This window comes from Idiomarina sp. OT37-5b (assembly GCF_002968395.1).
GTDB classification, from domain to species: Bacteria; Pseudomonadota; Gammaproteobacteria; order Enterobacterales; family Alteromonadaceae; genus Idiomarina; species Idiomarina aquatica.
The window spans coordinates 2325499-2340283 of the sequence record NZ_CP027188.1 but is presented as its reverse complement, the minus strand read 5'-3'; the positions used below and the strand labels follow the sequence as shown (position 1 = coordinate 2340283).

The 14785-nt window shown below is 50.1% G+C and carries 13 protein-coding genes; 6 read left to right on the top strand and 7 right to left on the bottom strand.

Features of this window, described 5'->3' with window-relative positions:
• On the bottom strand, positions 1–888 hold the full coding sequence (ispA, locus tag C5610_RS11080) for a (2E,6E)-farnesyl diphosphate synthase (RefSeq protein WP_105307201.1): 888 nt from the start codon (positions 886–888) through the stop codon (positions 1–3).
• Positions 885–1121, bottom strand: a complete 237-nt coding sequence (locus C5610_RS11075; protein WP_105307200.1) for an exodeoxyribonuclease VII small subunit — start codon at positions 1119–1121, stop codon at positions 885–887. Before C5610_RS11075 ends, ispA begins: the two co-directional genes overlap by 4 nt.
• A gap of 206 nt (positions 1122–1327) precedes the next feature.
• On the opposite strand from C5610_RS11075, the gene pomA reads away from it, so the two are divergent.
• The 4 genes from pomA to C5610_RS11055 all read left to right on the top strand — a co-directional run bounded on the left by pomA (position 1328) and on the right by C5610_RS11055 (position 4978).
• Positions 1328–2095 carry a flagellar motor protein PomA gene (gene pomA, locus C5610_RS11070; protein ID WP_105307199.1) on the top strand — a complete coding sequence of 256 codons (768 nt, stop codon included), beginning with the start codon at positions 1328–1330 and terminating at the stop codon, positions 2093–2095.
• A 2-nt stretch (positions 2096–2097) separates the two neighbouring features.
• Positions 2098–3030 (top strand): flagellar motor protein MotB, encoded by a 933-nt coding sequence (locus tag C5610_RS11065; protein ID WP_105307198.1) that lies wholly within the window; start codon positions 2098–2100, stop codon positions 3028–3030.
• A 107-nt stretch (positions 3031–3137) separates the two neighbouring features.
• On the top strand, positions 3138–4604 hold the full coding sequence (gene thiI / locus C5610_RS11060) for a tRNA uracil 4-sulfurtransferase ThiI (protein ID WP_105307804.1): 1467 nt from the start codon (positions 3138–3140) through the stop codon (positions 4602–4604).
• An 11-nt stretch (positions 4605–4615) separates the two neighbouring features.
• Entirely contained in the window at positions 4616–4978 is a 363-nt protein-coding gene (locus tag C5610_RS11055; RefSeq protein WP_262339867.1) for a VanZ family protein, read from the top strand.
• Between the two features lie 5 nt (positions 4979–4983).
• Here the strand turns inward: C5610_RS11055 and srmB are convergent, their stop codons facing one another.
• On the bottom strand, positions 4984–6198 hold the full coding sequence (gene srmB / locus C5610_RS11050; protein WP_105307197.1) for an ATP-dependent RNA helicase SrmB: 1215 nt from the start codon (positions 6196–6198) through the stop codon (positions 4984–4986).
• Between the two features lie 8 nt (positions 6199–6206).
• Positions 6207–7058 (bottom strand): universal stress protein, encoded by an 852-nt coding sequence (locus tag C5610_RS11045; protein WP_241970620.1) that lies wholly within the window; start codon positions 7056–7058, stop codon positions 6207–6209.
• Between the two features lie 138 nt (positions 7059–7196).
• Here C5610_RS11045 and C5610_RS11040 point away from each other — a divergent pair, with 138 nt between their 5' ends.
• Positions 7197–9371, top strand: coding sequence for a S9 family peptidase (locus tag C5610_RS11040; protein WP_105307196.1), 2175 nt, complete (start codon positions 7197–7199; stop codon positions 9369–9371).
• A 36-nt stretch (positions 9372–9407) separates the two neighbouring features.
• Here the strand turns inward: C5610_RS11040 and C5610_RS11035 are convergent, their stop codons facing one another.
• Entirely contained in the window at positions 9408–11090 is a 1683-nt protein-coding gene (locus tag C5610_RS11035; RefSeq protein WP_105307195.1) for a dipeptidyl-peptidase 3 family protein, read from the bottom strand.
• A 100-nt stretch (positions 11091–11190) separates the two neighbouring features.
• Here C5610_RS11035 and C5610_RS11030 point away from each other — a divergent pair, with 100 nt between their 5' ends.
• Entirely contained in the window at positions 11191–12042 is an 852-nt protein-coding gene (locus tag C5610_RS11030; protein WP_105307194.1) for an HDOD domain-containing protein, read from the top strand.
• On the opposite strand, the gene rdgC is transcribed toward C5610_RS11030, so the two are convergent.
• Entirely contained in the window at positions 12035–12937 is a 903-nt protein-coding gene (gene rdgC / locus C5610_RS11025; protein ID WP_105307193.1) for a recombination-associated protein RdgC, read from the bottom strand. The two genes, C5610_RS11030 and rdgC, sit on opposite strands and share 8 nt — an antisense overlap.
• 36 nt (positions 12938–12973) lie before the next feature.
• Positions 12974–14719, bottom strand: a complete 1746-nt coding sequence (locus C5610_RS11020; RefSeq protein WP_105307192.1) for an ATP-binding protein — start codon at positions 14717–14719, stop codon at positions 12974–12976.
• Between the last annotated feature and the right edge of the window lie 66 nt (positions 14720–14785).

Below are 14785 nucleotides of genomic sequence, written 5' to 3'. Positions count from 1 at the left end.
TCAGTGATCCCGCGTCAGCAGGACCGTCGAGAATTGTTCCAGTTGCTGGGTATTGTACGGTATATCAGCTAGCGACTGTAGTGCTTGTTGGTGCAATAACAGCAGTTTTTGCCGGGCTCCGTCAAGCCCCAGCAACTTAACATAGGTCGATTTTTCGGCTTGCTCGTCGGAACCTTGAGGTTTCCCCAGTGTTTCGGTGCTGGCCGTGACATCAAGGATGTCATCCTGGATTTGAAACGCCAGCCCGAGCGCATCGGCGAATTGCGCAAATGCCGACCGGTAGGGCTGTGCTTGTTCCTTGCCGCAAAGCACCCCAAGCTCGGCACTGGCACGGATTAGCGCTCCGGTTTTATGACGGTGGACGCGCTCCAGTGCGGACTCCGATAACGATTGATGAGTAGCCGCCAAATCCAGCGCCTGCCCTCCGCACATACCGTTGCCACCGCTGGCGGCGGCCAATATACGAATGATCTCAAGCTGGCGTTGCGCCGGTACTGCCGCAAGCGGCGCAGCGCTGAGTAATTCGAAAGCCAGCGTTTGCAAGGCATCGCCGGCGAGAATTGCGGTCGCCTCATCAAAGGCAATGTGACAAGTCGGTTTGCCGCGGCGCAGGTCGTCATCATCCATGGCCGGCAGATCGTCGTGGATTAACGAATACGCATGGATACATTCAACCGCACAGGCCACATCCAATGCAGCCGCTTTATCGGCACTGCAAATGTCGGCAATCGTTAAGGTTAAATACGGGCGAATGCGTTTGCCACCGAGCAGGGCACCATAGCGCATCGCGTCTGCCAGAGACGCGTCGATACTGGCCTCACGTAAACGCTGCTCAAGTGCGGCGTCAACTTGTGAGCGCACCGCTTCGGTAACGGCTTTAATACTCACTCATTCGCCTCTTGAGACTGCAATTGTTGTTCGCCATTTTGTTCGATCAACAGTTTGACTTTGTGCTCAGCCTGCTGCAACTGCGCTTGGCTGGCACGAGAAAGTGCGATGGCCTGTTCAAATTTCTTCAGCGACTCTTCCAGCGGCAAGTCACCCTGCTCCAGTTCGTTAACCAATTGTTCGAGTTGTTGCAATGCCTGTTCGAAGGACGGCTGTTTGCTACTGTCTGTCATGGTATTCCCGCCATAGGTTGTGCGTTGGGCTGTTGTTTGCTGACCATTATCTAATAAAGATTTAGCAATGTCAGCCGATGATAGACTAACTTACTGCGAGAACTTAATGGAATCGCTTGTCAGCGACGCCGGGATGATTAAAAATGAACGCAATGGAACTGGCCGCAGACGCCTGTAAAAACGAAGAACTTTTTGGGGGACGCTGAGTGGATATCGCAACGCTGATAGGAATTATCGGTGCAATAGGCTTTGTTATTGCAGCTATCGTGTTAAGCGGAGATATTGGCCTGTTCATTAACGTGCAGTCGATTTTGATCGTGGTGGGTGGCTCACTGTTTGTCACTTTGGCCAACTTTTCGTTGGGTCAGTTTTTTGCCACCGGCAAAGTGATGGCAAAAGCCTTCTTTTTTAAAATCGAGCATCCTCAGGAACTCATTGATACGGCCGTAGAAATGGCGGATTCCGCCCGCAAAGGCGGCTTCTTGGCGCTAGAAGAAGCCGAAATACCCAACCGCTTTTTCCGCAAGGGCATTGATATGCTGGTGGATGGACACGATGCTGAAGTGGTGCGGCAGACGCTGTCAAAAGATATTCAGATGAGCTTCTCCCGCCATGAGGAGGGCGCGCGCTTCTTTACCGTGTTAAGTGATATCGCCCCGGCAATGGGCATGATCGGTACCTTGATCGGTCTGGTAGGGATGTTATCCAACATGGATGACCCGAAGGCGATCGGTCCGGCGATGGCGGTTGCGTTGTTGACCACGCTCTACGGTGCCTTTATGGCGAACGTAATCTGTATTCCGGTAAAAAATAAACTGTTGCTGCGTGCCGAACAGGAAAAACTCAATCAACAATTGATTCTGGATGCCATTCTTGGCATTCAGGATGGCCAAAACCCTCGGGTTATCGAAGGTATGTTACGTAATTACCTGGCAGAATCGAAACGCGCGGGTGAAAGCGAGGAAAACGAGTAACTATGGCCGCGGCAGCAGACGACAAAGAAGAATGCAAATGCCCGCCACCGGGACTGCCGATGTGGATGGCAACCTTTGCCGATCTGATGACACTGTTGATGTGTTTCTTCGTGTTATTGCTGTCGTTTTCCGAAATGGATGTATTGAAGTTCAAGCAGATTGCCGGCTCGATGAAGTTCGCGCTGGGTGTACAGAATAAAATTGAAGTGAAAGATATCCCCAAAGGTACCAGCGTCATTGCGCAGGAATTCCGTCCCGGCCGACCTGAACCCACACCGATTGAAACGATTCAGCAGCAAACCGTCGAAATGACGCAGCAGATGCTGGAGTTTCAGGAAGGAGAATCCGACTTTGCCGGTGGTAAACAAACCGAGCGGGGCGGTCAACAAGCCGAAAGTGAAGACGATAAGAAAAGCGCAGAGTCAGAGCGTAACTCTGAAGCCGCGAGTGAAAAAACCAAAGAGTTGTTGGAGCGCATTCAGCGTCAACTGCAGCAGGAAATGCAGGCCGGTATGTTGGAAATGGAGCAATTTGGCCAGCAAATTATTATTCGTATTCGGGAACGTGGCTCGTTCCCTGAAGGGTCAGCATTTTTACAACCACAATTTAAATCTGTGATTCGTGCCGTTGCCGAGGCACTGAAGGATATTCCGGGCGAAATCACGGTGTCCGGTCACACCGATAATCAGCAACTGGTTTCTGAGATCTATACCTCGAAATGGGATCTCTCGGCAAAACGAGCCGTAGCTGTTGCCGAAGAAATGCTGAAAACCGAAGGCTTTGAGGAAGATCGTCTGGTGACCATGGGGTACGCCGATACCAAGCCGATCGTACCGAATAACTCGGCCGAAAACCGAGCGCAAAACCGCCGTGTTGATATCGCCATTATGCAGGGCAAAGCGAAAGAGTCAGACCCCGTTAACGTGGTCGAATAGCCGACAGCGATAAAATTCCGTATAATACGCAACGCTATATTTTCAAGCCGCCATGTGCTTAACAAAGCGCGGGGCGGCTTTGTTGTTTGTTAATACGGGTCTGGTTTATGAAATTTGTCGCACGCTTACACGCAGAAATCACCATTAAAAGCCGCACGGTGCGAAAACGCCACGGCAAGGTTCTAACGAATAATCTGCGCAAGGTGTTGGCCCGGGACGATGCCGATGTTTATGTAAAGTGGCTTTGGGATCGCATCGAAGTGACGGCCACCGCACACGCTGGCGCATCCTCAACCGACGTGCGTCGCACCATTTCAGAGGGACTCGCTTGCACTCCGGGGATTTCATGGTTCGCCGAAGTTGAGGAACGCGAACTCAGTGATTTTGACAGCATCGCCACTTGGGTCGGTGCACATTGGATTGAACAGTTGCATGGTAAGAGTTTTGCGGTTCGGGTAAAGCGCAAAGGCCACCATGACTTTAACTCACAGCAACTGGAAAGATACCTGGGAGGTTATTTATTAAAACAGACCCAGGGCAGTCGGGTGCAGCTGAAGGATGCTGACGTTGAAATCCCGATTCAAATCACCGATAACATTGTGCACTTAGTCGGTAAACGGCAGCAGGGCTTAGGCGGTTTCCCAATTCCAACGCAGGAAACCGTAGTCAGCCTGATGAGCGGAGGTTTCGACTCCAGTGTTGCCAGCTTTGAATTTATCCGGCGCGGCGCTCGTACCCATTTTTGTTTCTTTAATCTTGGCGGCGACGCGCACGAAGTCGCAGTAAGGCAAATCAGCCATTACCTCTGGCAACGCTATAGCTCTTCTCACCCGATCAAATTTGTGAGTATTGATTTTGCGCCGGTAGTCGAGGATATTCTGACCCACTGCGATAACGGTCTTATGGGCGTGGTATTAAAGCGACAAATGCTAAGAGCTGCAGAGCGGGTAGCCCGTTATCTAAAAGCGCAGGCATTGGTGACCGGAGAGGCGATCGGCCAGGTGTCGAGCCAGACGTTGTCAAACTTACGGGTTATTGATGCCGCAACGGATGCGGTGGTACTTCGGCCGCTGATTACCCGTGATAAGCAAGAGATCGTCGATATTGCCAAGCAAATTGGTACCGAGCCATTGGCTAAATCGATCCCGGAGTATTGCGGGGTGATTTCTGTTAAGCCGACCGTGCGGGCGCCTGTCGATGATGTGCATGCGGAAGAAGCTAAGCTGGACATGAGTTTACTGAAGCGTGTTGTCGATGACGCACAGGTATTGAGTATGGCCGATATCGCCGCGCAGGCAGCAGAGAAGACAGAGCTGCAACCGAGTGCGGTTGAAGAGGGCACGGAACGGGTGATTATCGACATCCGCAATCAGGACGAAATTGATGAGCAGCCGTTATCCGTTGATCTGCAGGTTAAGGAAATTCCGTTTTTTAAACTGCAGTCAGAATTTGTAAAACTTGATGCCAGCACGCATTACCTGTTGTATTGTTCGCAGGGCGTGATGAGTAAGATGCAGGCGTTGCTGTTGCAAGAGTCTGGTCATACCAATGTTTCGGTCTATAAACCTGAGTAAAGGAAGTAAGTTTGTTACGTTCACAGCGTTCAAAAACCGTGGCACGGATAGCCTTTATTTTACTGTTGATTGGCGCCACCATTGCCTTTTTTTGGCAGGTTCCGAGTACCGGCGCCAGTCGTATTCCATACATTGATAAATACGTCCATTTCGGGGTGTTTTTCCTACTGAGCTTTACCCTTCATCAGGCGTTTGCCCTGTCAGCGAGGGCATCCTTCTTGTGGCTTGGTTTGTACGGTCTGTTTATCGAAGTGGCACAGAGCTATATCCCGGGGCGCGGATCTGATGTGTATGATTGGCTGGCCGACAGCGCGGGTGTACTGGGTTATTTCGCGATTGTTTTTTTAGTTCAGAAATACAAAAAAAAACGCTAACTGAGTTAGCGTTTTTTGTTTTTCTTCGCGGCTTTTTTCTTCTTGCTGCGTTTCTTATCGGTTGCAGGAAACTTATACTTGGGCCGTAAGTCATCAAACACACGCCGTTCCAGTTTTTGCTCGGTATAGCGCTCAATACGTCCTAGCAGCAGTGCATCATGAGCTTCAACCAGGGAGACGGCGACACCTTTAGCGCCGGCTCGAGCGGTGCGACCAATACGGTGTACGTAGGTATCGGCCTGTTTTGGCAAGTCGAAGTTTACCACCACGCTAACGTCTTCGATATCCAGACCCCGAGAGGCGACGTCTGTTGCTACCAGCAATGCCTTAGGGTGCTGTTTAAACTGCTCTATAATACGCTGGCGCTCGGCCTGTGGCAGATCGCCGCGCAAATGCAGTACCGGATACGTTAGTTGCGCTTGCAAAAGTCCGGCAAGCTGGGCAACTTTTTCCCGAGTTTTGACAAACACGATCTGACGACCTTCGTACTCGGACAATGTACGCAGTAATAACTGTTGTTTGTGTTCGGCGGTATCCGCCAAGTAGACGTATTGCAGAATCTTACCACGTTCGCGTTTTGGTGGCTGCACTTCAATTCGTTCTGGCTCATTCAGCAGTCGTTTAGCAAAGATCTCAACGCCGCCGCTGGCAAGCGTGGCAGAAGAAAGAATGTTTTGCTGACGGTGACGGGCACGTCGGGCAATTTCCTCGACGGACTTGGTAAAGCCCATATCCAGCATCCGGTCTGCTTCATCGATGATAAGCCATTCAACGCTTTCCAGTTCGTATTGTTCCGCTTGTAGCAGATCCAATAAACGGCCGGGCGTGGCAATCAGTAGTTCGTGGGATTTTTCCAACTGGCTCAGTTGGCTGCCGTAATTGATGCCTCCGGTAACAACAATCGAGCGCATCCCTGTACTGGCCTCGAACGCTTTGGCTTGCTGATGGATCTGCTCGGCGAGTTCGCGCGTGGGTGTTAACACCAGAATTCTGGCCGGACCCGGTGATTGGCGCGGGTAGTCCAACAGGTGCTGCAATGCCGGTAGCAGGAACGCTAATGTCTTGCCGCTGCCGGTGGGGGAGCTGAGCAGTACATCCAGACCGTCGAGTGCGACCGGAATGGTCTGTTGCTGAACTTTGGCCGGCTTTTTAAGCCCCAGTTCCAATAACGGGTGAATTAACGCGTCGTCGAGTTCTAAATCTTGCCAATCGATAGCCATGGTGAGCCTTAACGTAAAAGTAATAGCGGGGTGTCGGATGCCTGAATCATTTTGCGCGTGGTGCTGCCTAACACCAAATGACGCATACGTGAATGACCGTAGGCACCCATCACTAACAAGTCAATATTGTGCTGCTTTTGATATTGATGCAAAGCCGGTTCAATGGCTCCGGAAATAATATCAAAGTCAACGTCGTGTCGGTATTCGCGTAAGTGGTTGGCGGCGGCCTCAATTGCGGCCTTGGTATCGTTGTCGTTATTACCGACCGTTACCAGCCGTATTGGCATACCTTTAAAAATGGGGCTTTCGGCCAACATTTTTACGCCTTTACGTGACGTGTCGCTGCCGTCAAAGGCCAACATAACAGTGCGTGGTGAACGAAACTGTTTTGGCGTCACCAGAATCGGCTGACGTACTGCCCGGATTACAGTTTCCAGCTGACTTCCCATGCGCACACTGTCATTACTGTCGATACCTTTTTGACCGATGACCAACAGCCGGATGTCTGCTTCGACGTCGGTTAATGACTGAACCAGACTGCCATGCCGCTGTTGTTGCCTAATTTCTTGCAGACCATTTTCTTCGGCACGGCGTTGTATGGCATCCAACATGTTTTGGCCATGCTGCAATGCCAACCGATTGCGCTTTTCATCAAGAGCGGTTAGTTCATTGAGTAAGGCTTCCTGACTACCAAAACCAAGTTGTCCGGATAAATCGGTGGGGGCTGGATAGCGCTGTTCATCCAATACGTGAAATAACGTTAACGGCGTGTTTAACCGCTGAGCCGCCCAACAGGCATAATCGCAGACAGCAATAGTTGAGGCTGAGCCATCAAGGCAGGCAAAAACGTGCTTCATCATATCGTCCTCTTTCGCGGCGCAAAGTCTATCATGGGATGCTTACTCGCGCTAATAGTTCCAGTCATCGCAGCAGAGCTTTCATTTTTTTGAAAAGTCGTTACATTACTTAACAAAATCGCAACAAAGAGAAGGATCCTGATGGATATTAAACGTTCCACCTTAACGCTGACCATTGCACTGATTTTAGGGCTGTCGGTCAGTGCCTGTAGTGAGCAAACGGCACAGTCTACTAACAACACATCACAGGCAGCGGATAAATCCGAACTGCCGGTTCCACCCGATGCCTTAGAAAAAGAGTTTATTGTTGAGTCGCCGGTTGCCGACCGCGTCGATACCTATTACTGGCTTCGTGATGACGAGCGCAAAGATCCGCAAGTACTGGCTTATCTGGAAGCAGAAAACGACTACTATGACGCCTACCGTGCCGATTATCAGGCGCTGACAGAAACTTTGACCGATGAAATTATTGGTCGTATCAAACAGGATGATGCTTCAGTCCCCTACACCAAGGGTGACTATCAGTATTATACGCGCTACGAAGAGGGTAGTGAGTATCCTATCCATGCGCGTAAGCCGGTAGCCGGTGGTGAAGAACAAGTGCTGTTAGATGTGAATGAATTGGCCGCTGAGCATGATTATTTCAATGCCGCCAATTTATCCATCAGTCCCAATCAGAACCTGTTGGCGTATATGGTCGATACAACCGGGCGACGTCAATACGAACTGTGGGTTAAAGACTTGACGACCGGCGAGATGAAGGCGCAAGGCCTGACGGGGTTATCGTCGAGTATTGCCTGGGCGGCCGACAATAACACCTTGTTTGTCATTGAAAACGACCCTCAGACGCTGTTGTCTAAGCGGGTGTTAAAGCATCAGCTCGATGCCCCAGCGGATCAAGCAACGCTGGTCTATGAAGAAAATGATGAATCGTTCTACATGTGGCTAAGCAACAGCAAGGATGATGCATTTATCAAGGTGCAGATGAGCAGCACCGTTGCTGACGAATTACGCATTCTGGATGCGACCACTCCAGACGCCGAATTGCAGGTGTTTGCGCCACGAGAGCGCGGCGTGCAATACAGCGCTGAACATTTTGACGGACGCTGGATTGTCCGCACCGACTGGAACGCGCCGAATTTTAAACTAATGCAAGTTGCTGATGATGCCATCGGCAGCCGTGACAATTGGCAGCCGCTGGTCGAAACCTCTGATGAGGTCTTTATTGAGAGCTTTGAAGCGTTCGATAACTACCTGGCCATTAACGAACGCAGCGACGGTTTGCGCCGTATTCGCGTGTTGCCGTGGCAGGACTTCTCGCAACAGCGTTACATCGAGTCAGATGAAGTACCTTATGTGACCTACTTTGAACGTAACGTCGAGCAAGATACCGACGTGTTGCGCTATTCCTACAGCTCATTGAAGACACCGACAACCGTGTTCGCTTACAACATGAAAACGGGCGAGCGAGAGGTGCTTAAACAAACTGAAGTGTTGGGGGGCTTTGACCCGTCGGATTATCGCACCAAGCGTGTGTGGGCGACCGCCGATGACGGCACTCAGATACCAGTGTCGCTGCTGATGCGCAGTGATTTCGAACATGACGGTACGACGCCATTATACCAATACGCGTATGGCTCGTATGGCTCATCTTCCGATCCTTATTTTCGCTCCACGGTTTTATCCCTGGTGGATCGTGGCTTTGTTTACGCCATTGCCCACATTCGCGGTGGTCAGGAAATGGGGCGTGACTGGTATGAACAGGGCAAGCTGTTGAATAAGAAGAACAGCTTTACCGACTTCATTGATGTTACCGAACATTTGGTCAAGGAAGGATATGCGCATCCGGACAAGGTGTTTGCTATGGGAGGCAGCGCCGGTGGACTGTTGATGGGGGCCGTGGCCAATATGGCGCCGGATCTGTACCGCGGTATGGTGGCTCATGTGCCGTTCGTGGATGTGGTAACGACCATGCTTGATGAATCGATTCCATTGACCACCAACGAGTTCGATGAATGGGGTAACCCGAAGGAAAAAGCCTTTTACGACTATATGTTGTCGTATTCTCCTTACGATAACGTAGCCGCACAGGACTACCCGGCGTTGATGGTGACAACCGGTTTACATGACTCACAGGTGCAGTACTTTGAACCGGCCAAGTGGGTTGCGAAACTGCGTGATCTGAAAACCGATGATAATCCGCTGGTCTTCAGTATCAACATGGAAGCTGGCCATGGTGGCAGTTCGGGACGTTTCTCAAGGCTGGAAGAAATTGCCGAGGAGTATGCGTTTATTCTGGATTTGTTGAACAACTAGCGTAGAACAGGGAGCCGAAAGGCTCCCTTTTTTGTCTCACTCGAGTCCTAATACCTGTTTACCCTGAATGAAATTAATATCAACCGGAATACCTTTGTCGCTCAAGCGATCCAGGTCATTCTGTAATTGGTTATTGATGACACCCAGGCTATCAACTAATGTTGTCACACCCTCGTAATCACCATCACCCTGCAGCGTCAGAATTTTTTCTGAGAGATCATTCATGGCTTGGCGCATTTTGCCCATGTTGATGGCGTATTGTCCTTCTGCGTTACGGGTGAAAGCGCCCTGATTGGCAAAATAGTTAAAGCGAATCATGTTGGCTTTGCCGTGTGCGCTTGAGGCGCCAAATCTTACCGAGCGGAAAATGCTGGCCATGAAGGTGGTGTAGTAGTCTTCCAGAGTACCGGTTTCGATTTCTCCGCGTTCAAACAGTTGCGTAATCATGTAAAGCCCAAGTATGTCCGCTTTGCCTTCTTCCAAAGCCGAAGCATGTTCTTTGAGCGCTGCACGCACGGTACCCTTGCCATTGATGGTATTTTTTATGCCAAGCCCATGAGCGACTTCGTGGAACATGGTGTTTGCAAAAAACGCATCGAAGGTAATATTGTCGCGTTGTTCAGGGACAATAAGCTCCTCGGCAATAGGCACCAGGATCTTATCGAATTTTGCTTGCATCGCATTTTTTAACTGCAGCCGGCGCGTGCCTTTTTCCAACTGTACCGTTTCGTCATTCGGCAGGTTAATGGCGATGGTTTTACTGCCGGCATTGGAATGGCCGGCATAATAGATGGCGTCATAGGCATTTAACTGTGCATTAGCGCCGGGTATTTCTGCTTTATATTTTTCGGCAACCGGTAAGCCCTGTTGCAACACCGGCAGAAACTGCGCGTACTTCGCTAAACGCTCACTCCAGGCCTTATCTTTTACGAGCACATAGGCTTCAAATGCGGTTTTGTAGCCGTACAGTTGATCTTCGTAGTTTTCAATCGGGCCAATGACCACATCAATATCGTTATCGGTCATATCCATCCAGGCCAAATCGGACGGTTGATAGTCGTCATTTAAAAAGGCATTGGCACGCAGGCGCAGATAATTAGCAAACGCCTGGCTTTCGGCCAAGTCAGCGGCCTGACGCAGCAACTCAGATGCTTTTGTGAGTTGTTGCTGATAGGCGCTTGAGTAGGGAACCGTGGTAAGTTGGCCATTGTCATCACGCCGGATCAGCGTATAAAGACTACGCTTGCTTTCACTGTCGAACGCCTCAAACTCTTGTTTGCTCATATCGGCAGGATAAAAGTTAGCACCCGCAGGTTTGTCGCTAAACTCGCGGACAAAAGGCTCATTGCCGTTTAAGCGATCCCAGGGACCATAGTTAATTTGACCAAACGCTTTTGCGGACTCAGGCAGAGCCGCTAGAAATTCGTTTTTATCCCGTGGGAATGCCTGCCGCCAAAACAATTCATCCATGATTTTTGCGGCGTCGATAAGCAACGACAACATCTGTTTCTGGTCAGCACTCAGGTGGCTGAGATCGGTCGTCAATTCATAATCGGTATAAATGTCAAAGCGCTGCTCTGCATTGGGAGTCAATTGGTAAGAGACGGTCTGTTGTGCGTTGCCGGCATCGTTGCTGGCTACTGTGGTCGCGGCTTCTTGATCACTGCACGCAACCAGCGCAAGAAACAATGGCGTTAAGGTAAATATTTGTTTTAACATAGCTTAGCTTTTTTCGTTATAGTAAGTGTTATATGAATGTATAAAATACTGCTTACTCCGTGTGTGCGCAAGCGACATAAATAAGATAAAGGACAAGGTAATGGCTGCGCCGAATGCGCTTTACTCTCTCATTGACGATCGTTTAAAACGTGATGAATTGCAACTGCCGGGATTGCCTGAAACGGCTGAACGAGTTCGTGATGCAACGCTTAACCCTAACTGCAACCTGCAAGATCTGGCGCGCATCATCCAGCATGACCCGGCGTTGTCGGCACGGTTGATTCGGTTAGCAAACAGCGCCTACTTGGGGGGCCGGAGTAAAGCCGAAAGTTTGATGCAGGCACTGACCCGGATCGGTTTGCGTCGTATCCGCACACTGGCGCTGGCGATGGCGGTAGAGCAGGTATTTTGCCCAAAGAATGACATTGTGCAAGAGTTCTCGGCGGACTACGTTCGCCAGACTCGGGAAATTGCTGCCGCATCGGTGATTATCACGCGACATTTGCAACAGCGTGGTATTGGACACCGGTTACACCAGGATGTCGCATTATTAGCCGGTATGGTGTCGCGTATTGGGTTAGCCCCGATACTAAAGCTTGCCGACGAATTTGACGACAGTTTTGCTAATCCATCGTTGATTAACGAGACCATGAAGAGTTTCGGTGCGCGGTTGGGTGTGGATGTGCTTAAACACTGGGAGTTCACGCCAAATCTGATCCGTGTTCCTCACTATTTCCGCTGCGGCAGAATAAAATTACTGGATGATGCCATTGTCATAAACTATTGCGATATTGTGCATTTGGCGAGCCTTCTGACCGGCAATGCCGAACCCGATGTAAACGCGATGACGGTGGCTGAATACGAACAGCGTGAGGTGATTCCTGCCAGCGGGTTCTGGCAGGAAGAGGCTATCGTACAAGATTATCGTGACATGCTCGAAACGCTTAGTTAGCGTCGCTGGTAAAGGCTCTGACGAGATCGTCGTAGAGTTCACCGATTTGCGCAGACACCAGCATGAAGTCGGCGTCGAGCTTTTCCTCAGGGCTTGGGTCGACTAGGTCATCCTGGGCGTCCATCAGAATGTCTGTGGCCTTTACCCGTTTCAACGCAAAGTCGGTTTCCAAAATAAACTCAATGTTTTCCTGCCACACCAAGCCCAGACGGGTAACTTGTTTGCCGGCTTCGATATGAGCCTGGATATCGTCACGGGTCAGGTCTTCGTTTTTACACCGTAAGATACCGCCATCCTGCTGTGGTGACCGCAACTCGGCTTCGTCTCCAAAATCGAAGGCCGCGGGTAGGTCGTTGCGTTTTAGCCAGTCAGTCATGGTCAGTTCGGCGGCTTCTGCCGGACTCACCGGCTGTACCGGCAATGAACCCAGCGTAGAGCGCAACAAGCCGAGAAAATCTTCGGCTTTATTTGCGGCCGATTCATTAATGATGACTAACTGACGCTTCAAATCGATATAGCCCCAACTCAAGCGATAACGACTAAAGGCTTGCGGTAACAGTTGATGGATCAAATCCTCTTTGAGGTTTTGTTTTTCTTTTCGATTAACAGGGCGTCCCTCAGCCTCTTGTATTTGCCGGACTTTCTCTTCCAGTTCGGCATTAATCACGGCCGCCGGCAAAACCTTCTCTTCGCGTCGTGCACAGAGTAAATGGCAATCGTTGAGAACATGAGTCAGTGTTTCGTGATCAGCGCCAAACGGTGAGAACCAGCCAAACGTAGACTGCTCCTGACGCCCGCAGGGACGAAATAAGTGCTCGCCTAATTTATTCTCGAAGTCGTCAGGCAATGCAAACTCATCGCTGAAACGATAAAAACGTAAATTCCTAAACCACATAGATAGGTTCTCTCTATTGATAGACTAAGAGCTGGATTAGCTAAGAATAATAATCGGAAACGAAAACTCGTAGGTTAGCCCATTACCGGCTTCGCTACTGGCGTCAATGTCGCCTTTTAGTGTCTGCGTTACCAGGTTTCGCACAATGTGCGTGCCTAAACCACTGCCACCCTGGTCGCGCTTGGTGGTAAAGAAAGGATCAAATAAGTGCGCCAACTTGCTTTCATCAAGGCCGCGGCCGTCGTCACTGTAGTGGACATGCAGTCTATCCTGCTGACCGTCATGTTGCGGTGTCACTCTAATCCACATATTACCCGCTTCAATGCCTTCAAAACCATGCACTAACGAGTTCATAATGAGGTTGGTGAAAATTTGCGAGATGGCGCCGGCTGGACAGCGAACGTAAAGATCCTGCGGGCATTCTACATGAATTTGGTGTTGGGTTTTCTTAAGTTGAGGCTGTAGTGATTGGATCAGGTCTTCAATGTAGCGCTTGAGGTTGATATCGCGGATCGCATCAGACGCCTGGTCGACAGCGACTTGTTTAAAACTGCTGATCAATTCAGACGCACGTTGCAGGTTATTATCCAGTAAGTTAAGACTTTCACGTCCTTCGCTGATAAATTTCTGCAACTGTGGCTGGGTAAGCTGTTTGGATTCCAGCGCGTGAGCAAGTTCGTCCAGTTTTTCCTGCAAAAAGGACGTTGCCGTGACACTGATGCCGATTGGCGTATTCACGTCATGGGTGATGCCGGCAACGAGTCCACCCAAAGACGCCATTTTTTCCGACTCGACCAACTGCTGTTGCGTTTCTTTCAGATGCTGTAATGAGGCTTCCAGGCGTTGATTGGATTCACGCAGGGTTTTTTCAATGGTGCGGCGCTGGCTGATTTCTCGCTCTAGCTTTTCCTGACGCAGCTCGAGTTCGTTTTTGCGTTGTTCGAGATCCAGCATTACTTGACTTAATCGAGATGTTTTACGCGCGACTTCTTGTTCGAGGATGGCATTCTGTTCATCAAGCTGTCGATTGGCGAGCTTCAGCTTATGCTGCGTTCGTTCCAGGTCGTCCTGATATTCCTCGATATTATCAATCAGTTGGTTATAGGCATGTTCGATCAGTACCAGTTCATTATTGTGCTGGTCGTGCAGGCGTACGCGCGAGGCTTCCAAATTATCCAGCCGAAACGAGCGAATCTGCCGGGTCAGATCATTCAGTGGGCGGTTGAGCATCCGGCTGAACGCCAGCGAGAACAAAATCAGCAGAAAGGTGCTTTTAATGATGGCGTTACCAATAATGAACGCGAGGCTAAGTTTGATCCGGTCAATGGCGATATCGCGGGTGGAAAACAGCGTTACATCGCCGACCCGGGTAGAGTGCCCGGAGAATTCAAAAATTAACGTGTCAAAGTAACCAAAAATTCCGTTTTGCTCCGGCAACATATAGCCATCAACCGTCTGTTCCGGCAGTTCATCCACCGACAGCGTTTCACCCAGTTGCACGACAATATTACCGCTGTCATCCCGGATCAGCACGCCGGCGATGGCAGGAATGCTGATGAGTCCATCGGCGATGGTATCGATCTGGGGGTTGTTAAATTCCCATAAAGAACGTGTTAACGAACCACTGAAGGTACTTTGCTGGTTCTGTAACTCGGAAATAAGGGCACGCTTGGTATCAAAGTATTCCGCTCCAATCTGGATCGCTGTCACCATCAGTGTCAGCAAAAAATACACTGACAGAACGCGGGTTAGAAGAGAGGTAGAAATACTTTTATTGGCCATAAAAGGGTAACAATCGCTGGTTATTATGATCACTCGTTATAGTGAGTAAGCTAAAGCATTACGAAA

Coding starts and splice junctions, on each gene's coding strand:
- C5610_RS11075 (WP_105307200.1), bottom strand. CDS start 1,121: ATGACAGACAGTAGCAAACAGCCGTCCTTCGAACAGGCATTGCAACAA.
- C5610_RS11065 (WP_105307198.1), top strand. CDS start 2,098: ATGGCCGCGGCAGCAGACGACAAAGAAGAATGCAAATGCCCGCCACCG.
- thiI (WP_105307804.1), top strand. CDS start 3,138: ATGAAATTTGTCGCACGCTTACACGCAGAAATCACCATTAAAAGCCGC.
- srmB (WP_105307197.1), bottom strand. CDS start 6,198: ATGGCTATCGATTGGCAAGATTTAGAACTCGACGACGCGTTAATTCAC.
- C5610_RS11045 (WP_241970620.1), bottom strand. CDS start 7,058: ATGATGAAGCACGTTTTTGCCTGCCTTGATGGCTCAGCCTCAACTATT.
- C5610_RS11040 (WP_105307196.1), top strand. CDS start 7,197: ATGGATATTAAACGTTCCACCTTAACGCTGACCATTGCACTGATTTTA.
- C5610_RS11035 (WP_105307195.1), bottom strand. CDS start 11,090: ATGTTAAAACAAATATTTACCTTAACGCCATTGTTTCTTGCGCTGGTT.
- C5610_RS11030 (WP_105307194.1), top strand. CDS start 11,191: ATGGCTGCGCCGAATGCGCTTTACTCTCTCATTGACGATCGTTTAAAA.
- rdgC (WP_105307193.1), bottom strand. CDS start 12,937: ATGTGGTTTAGGAATTTACGTTTTTATCGTTTCAGCGATGAGTTTGCA.
- C5610_RS11020 (WP_105307192.1), bottom strand. CDS start 14,719: ATGGCCAATAAAAGTATTTCTACCTCTCTTCTAACCCGCGTTCTGTCA.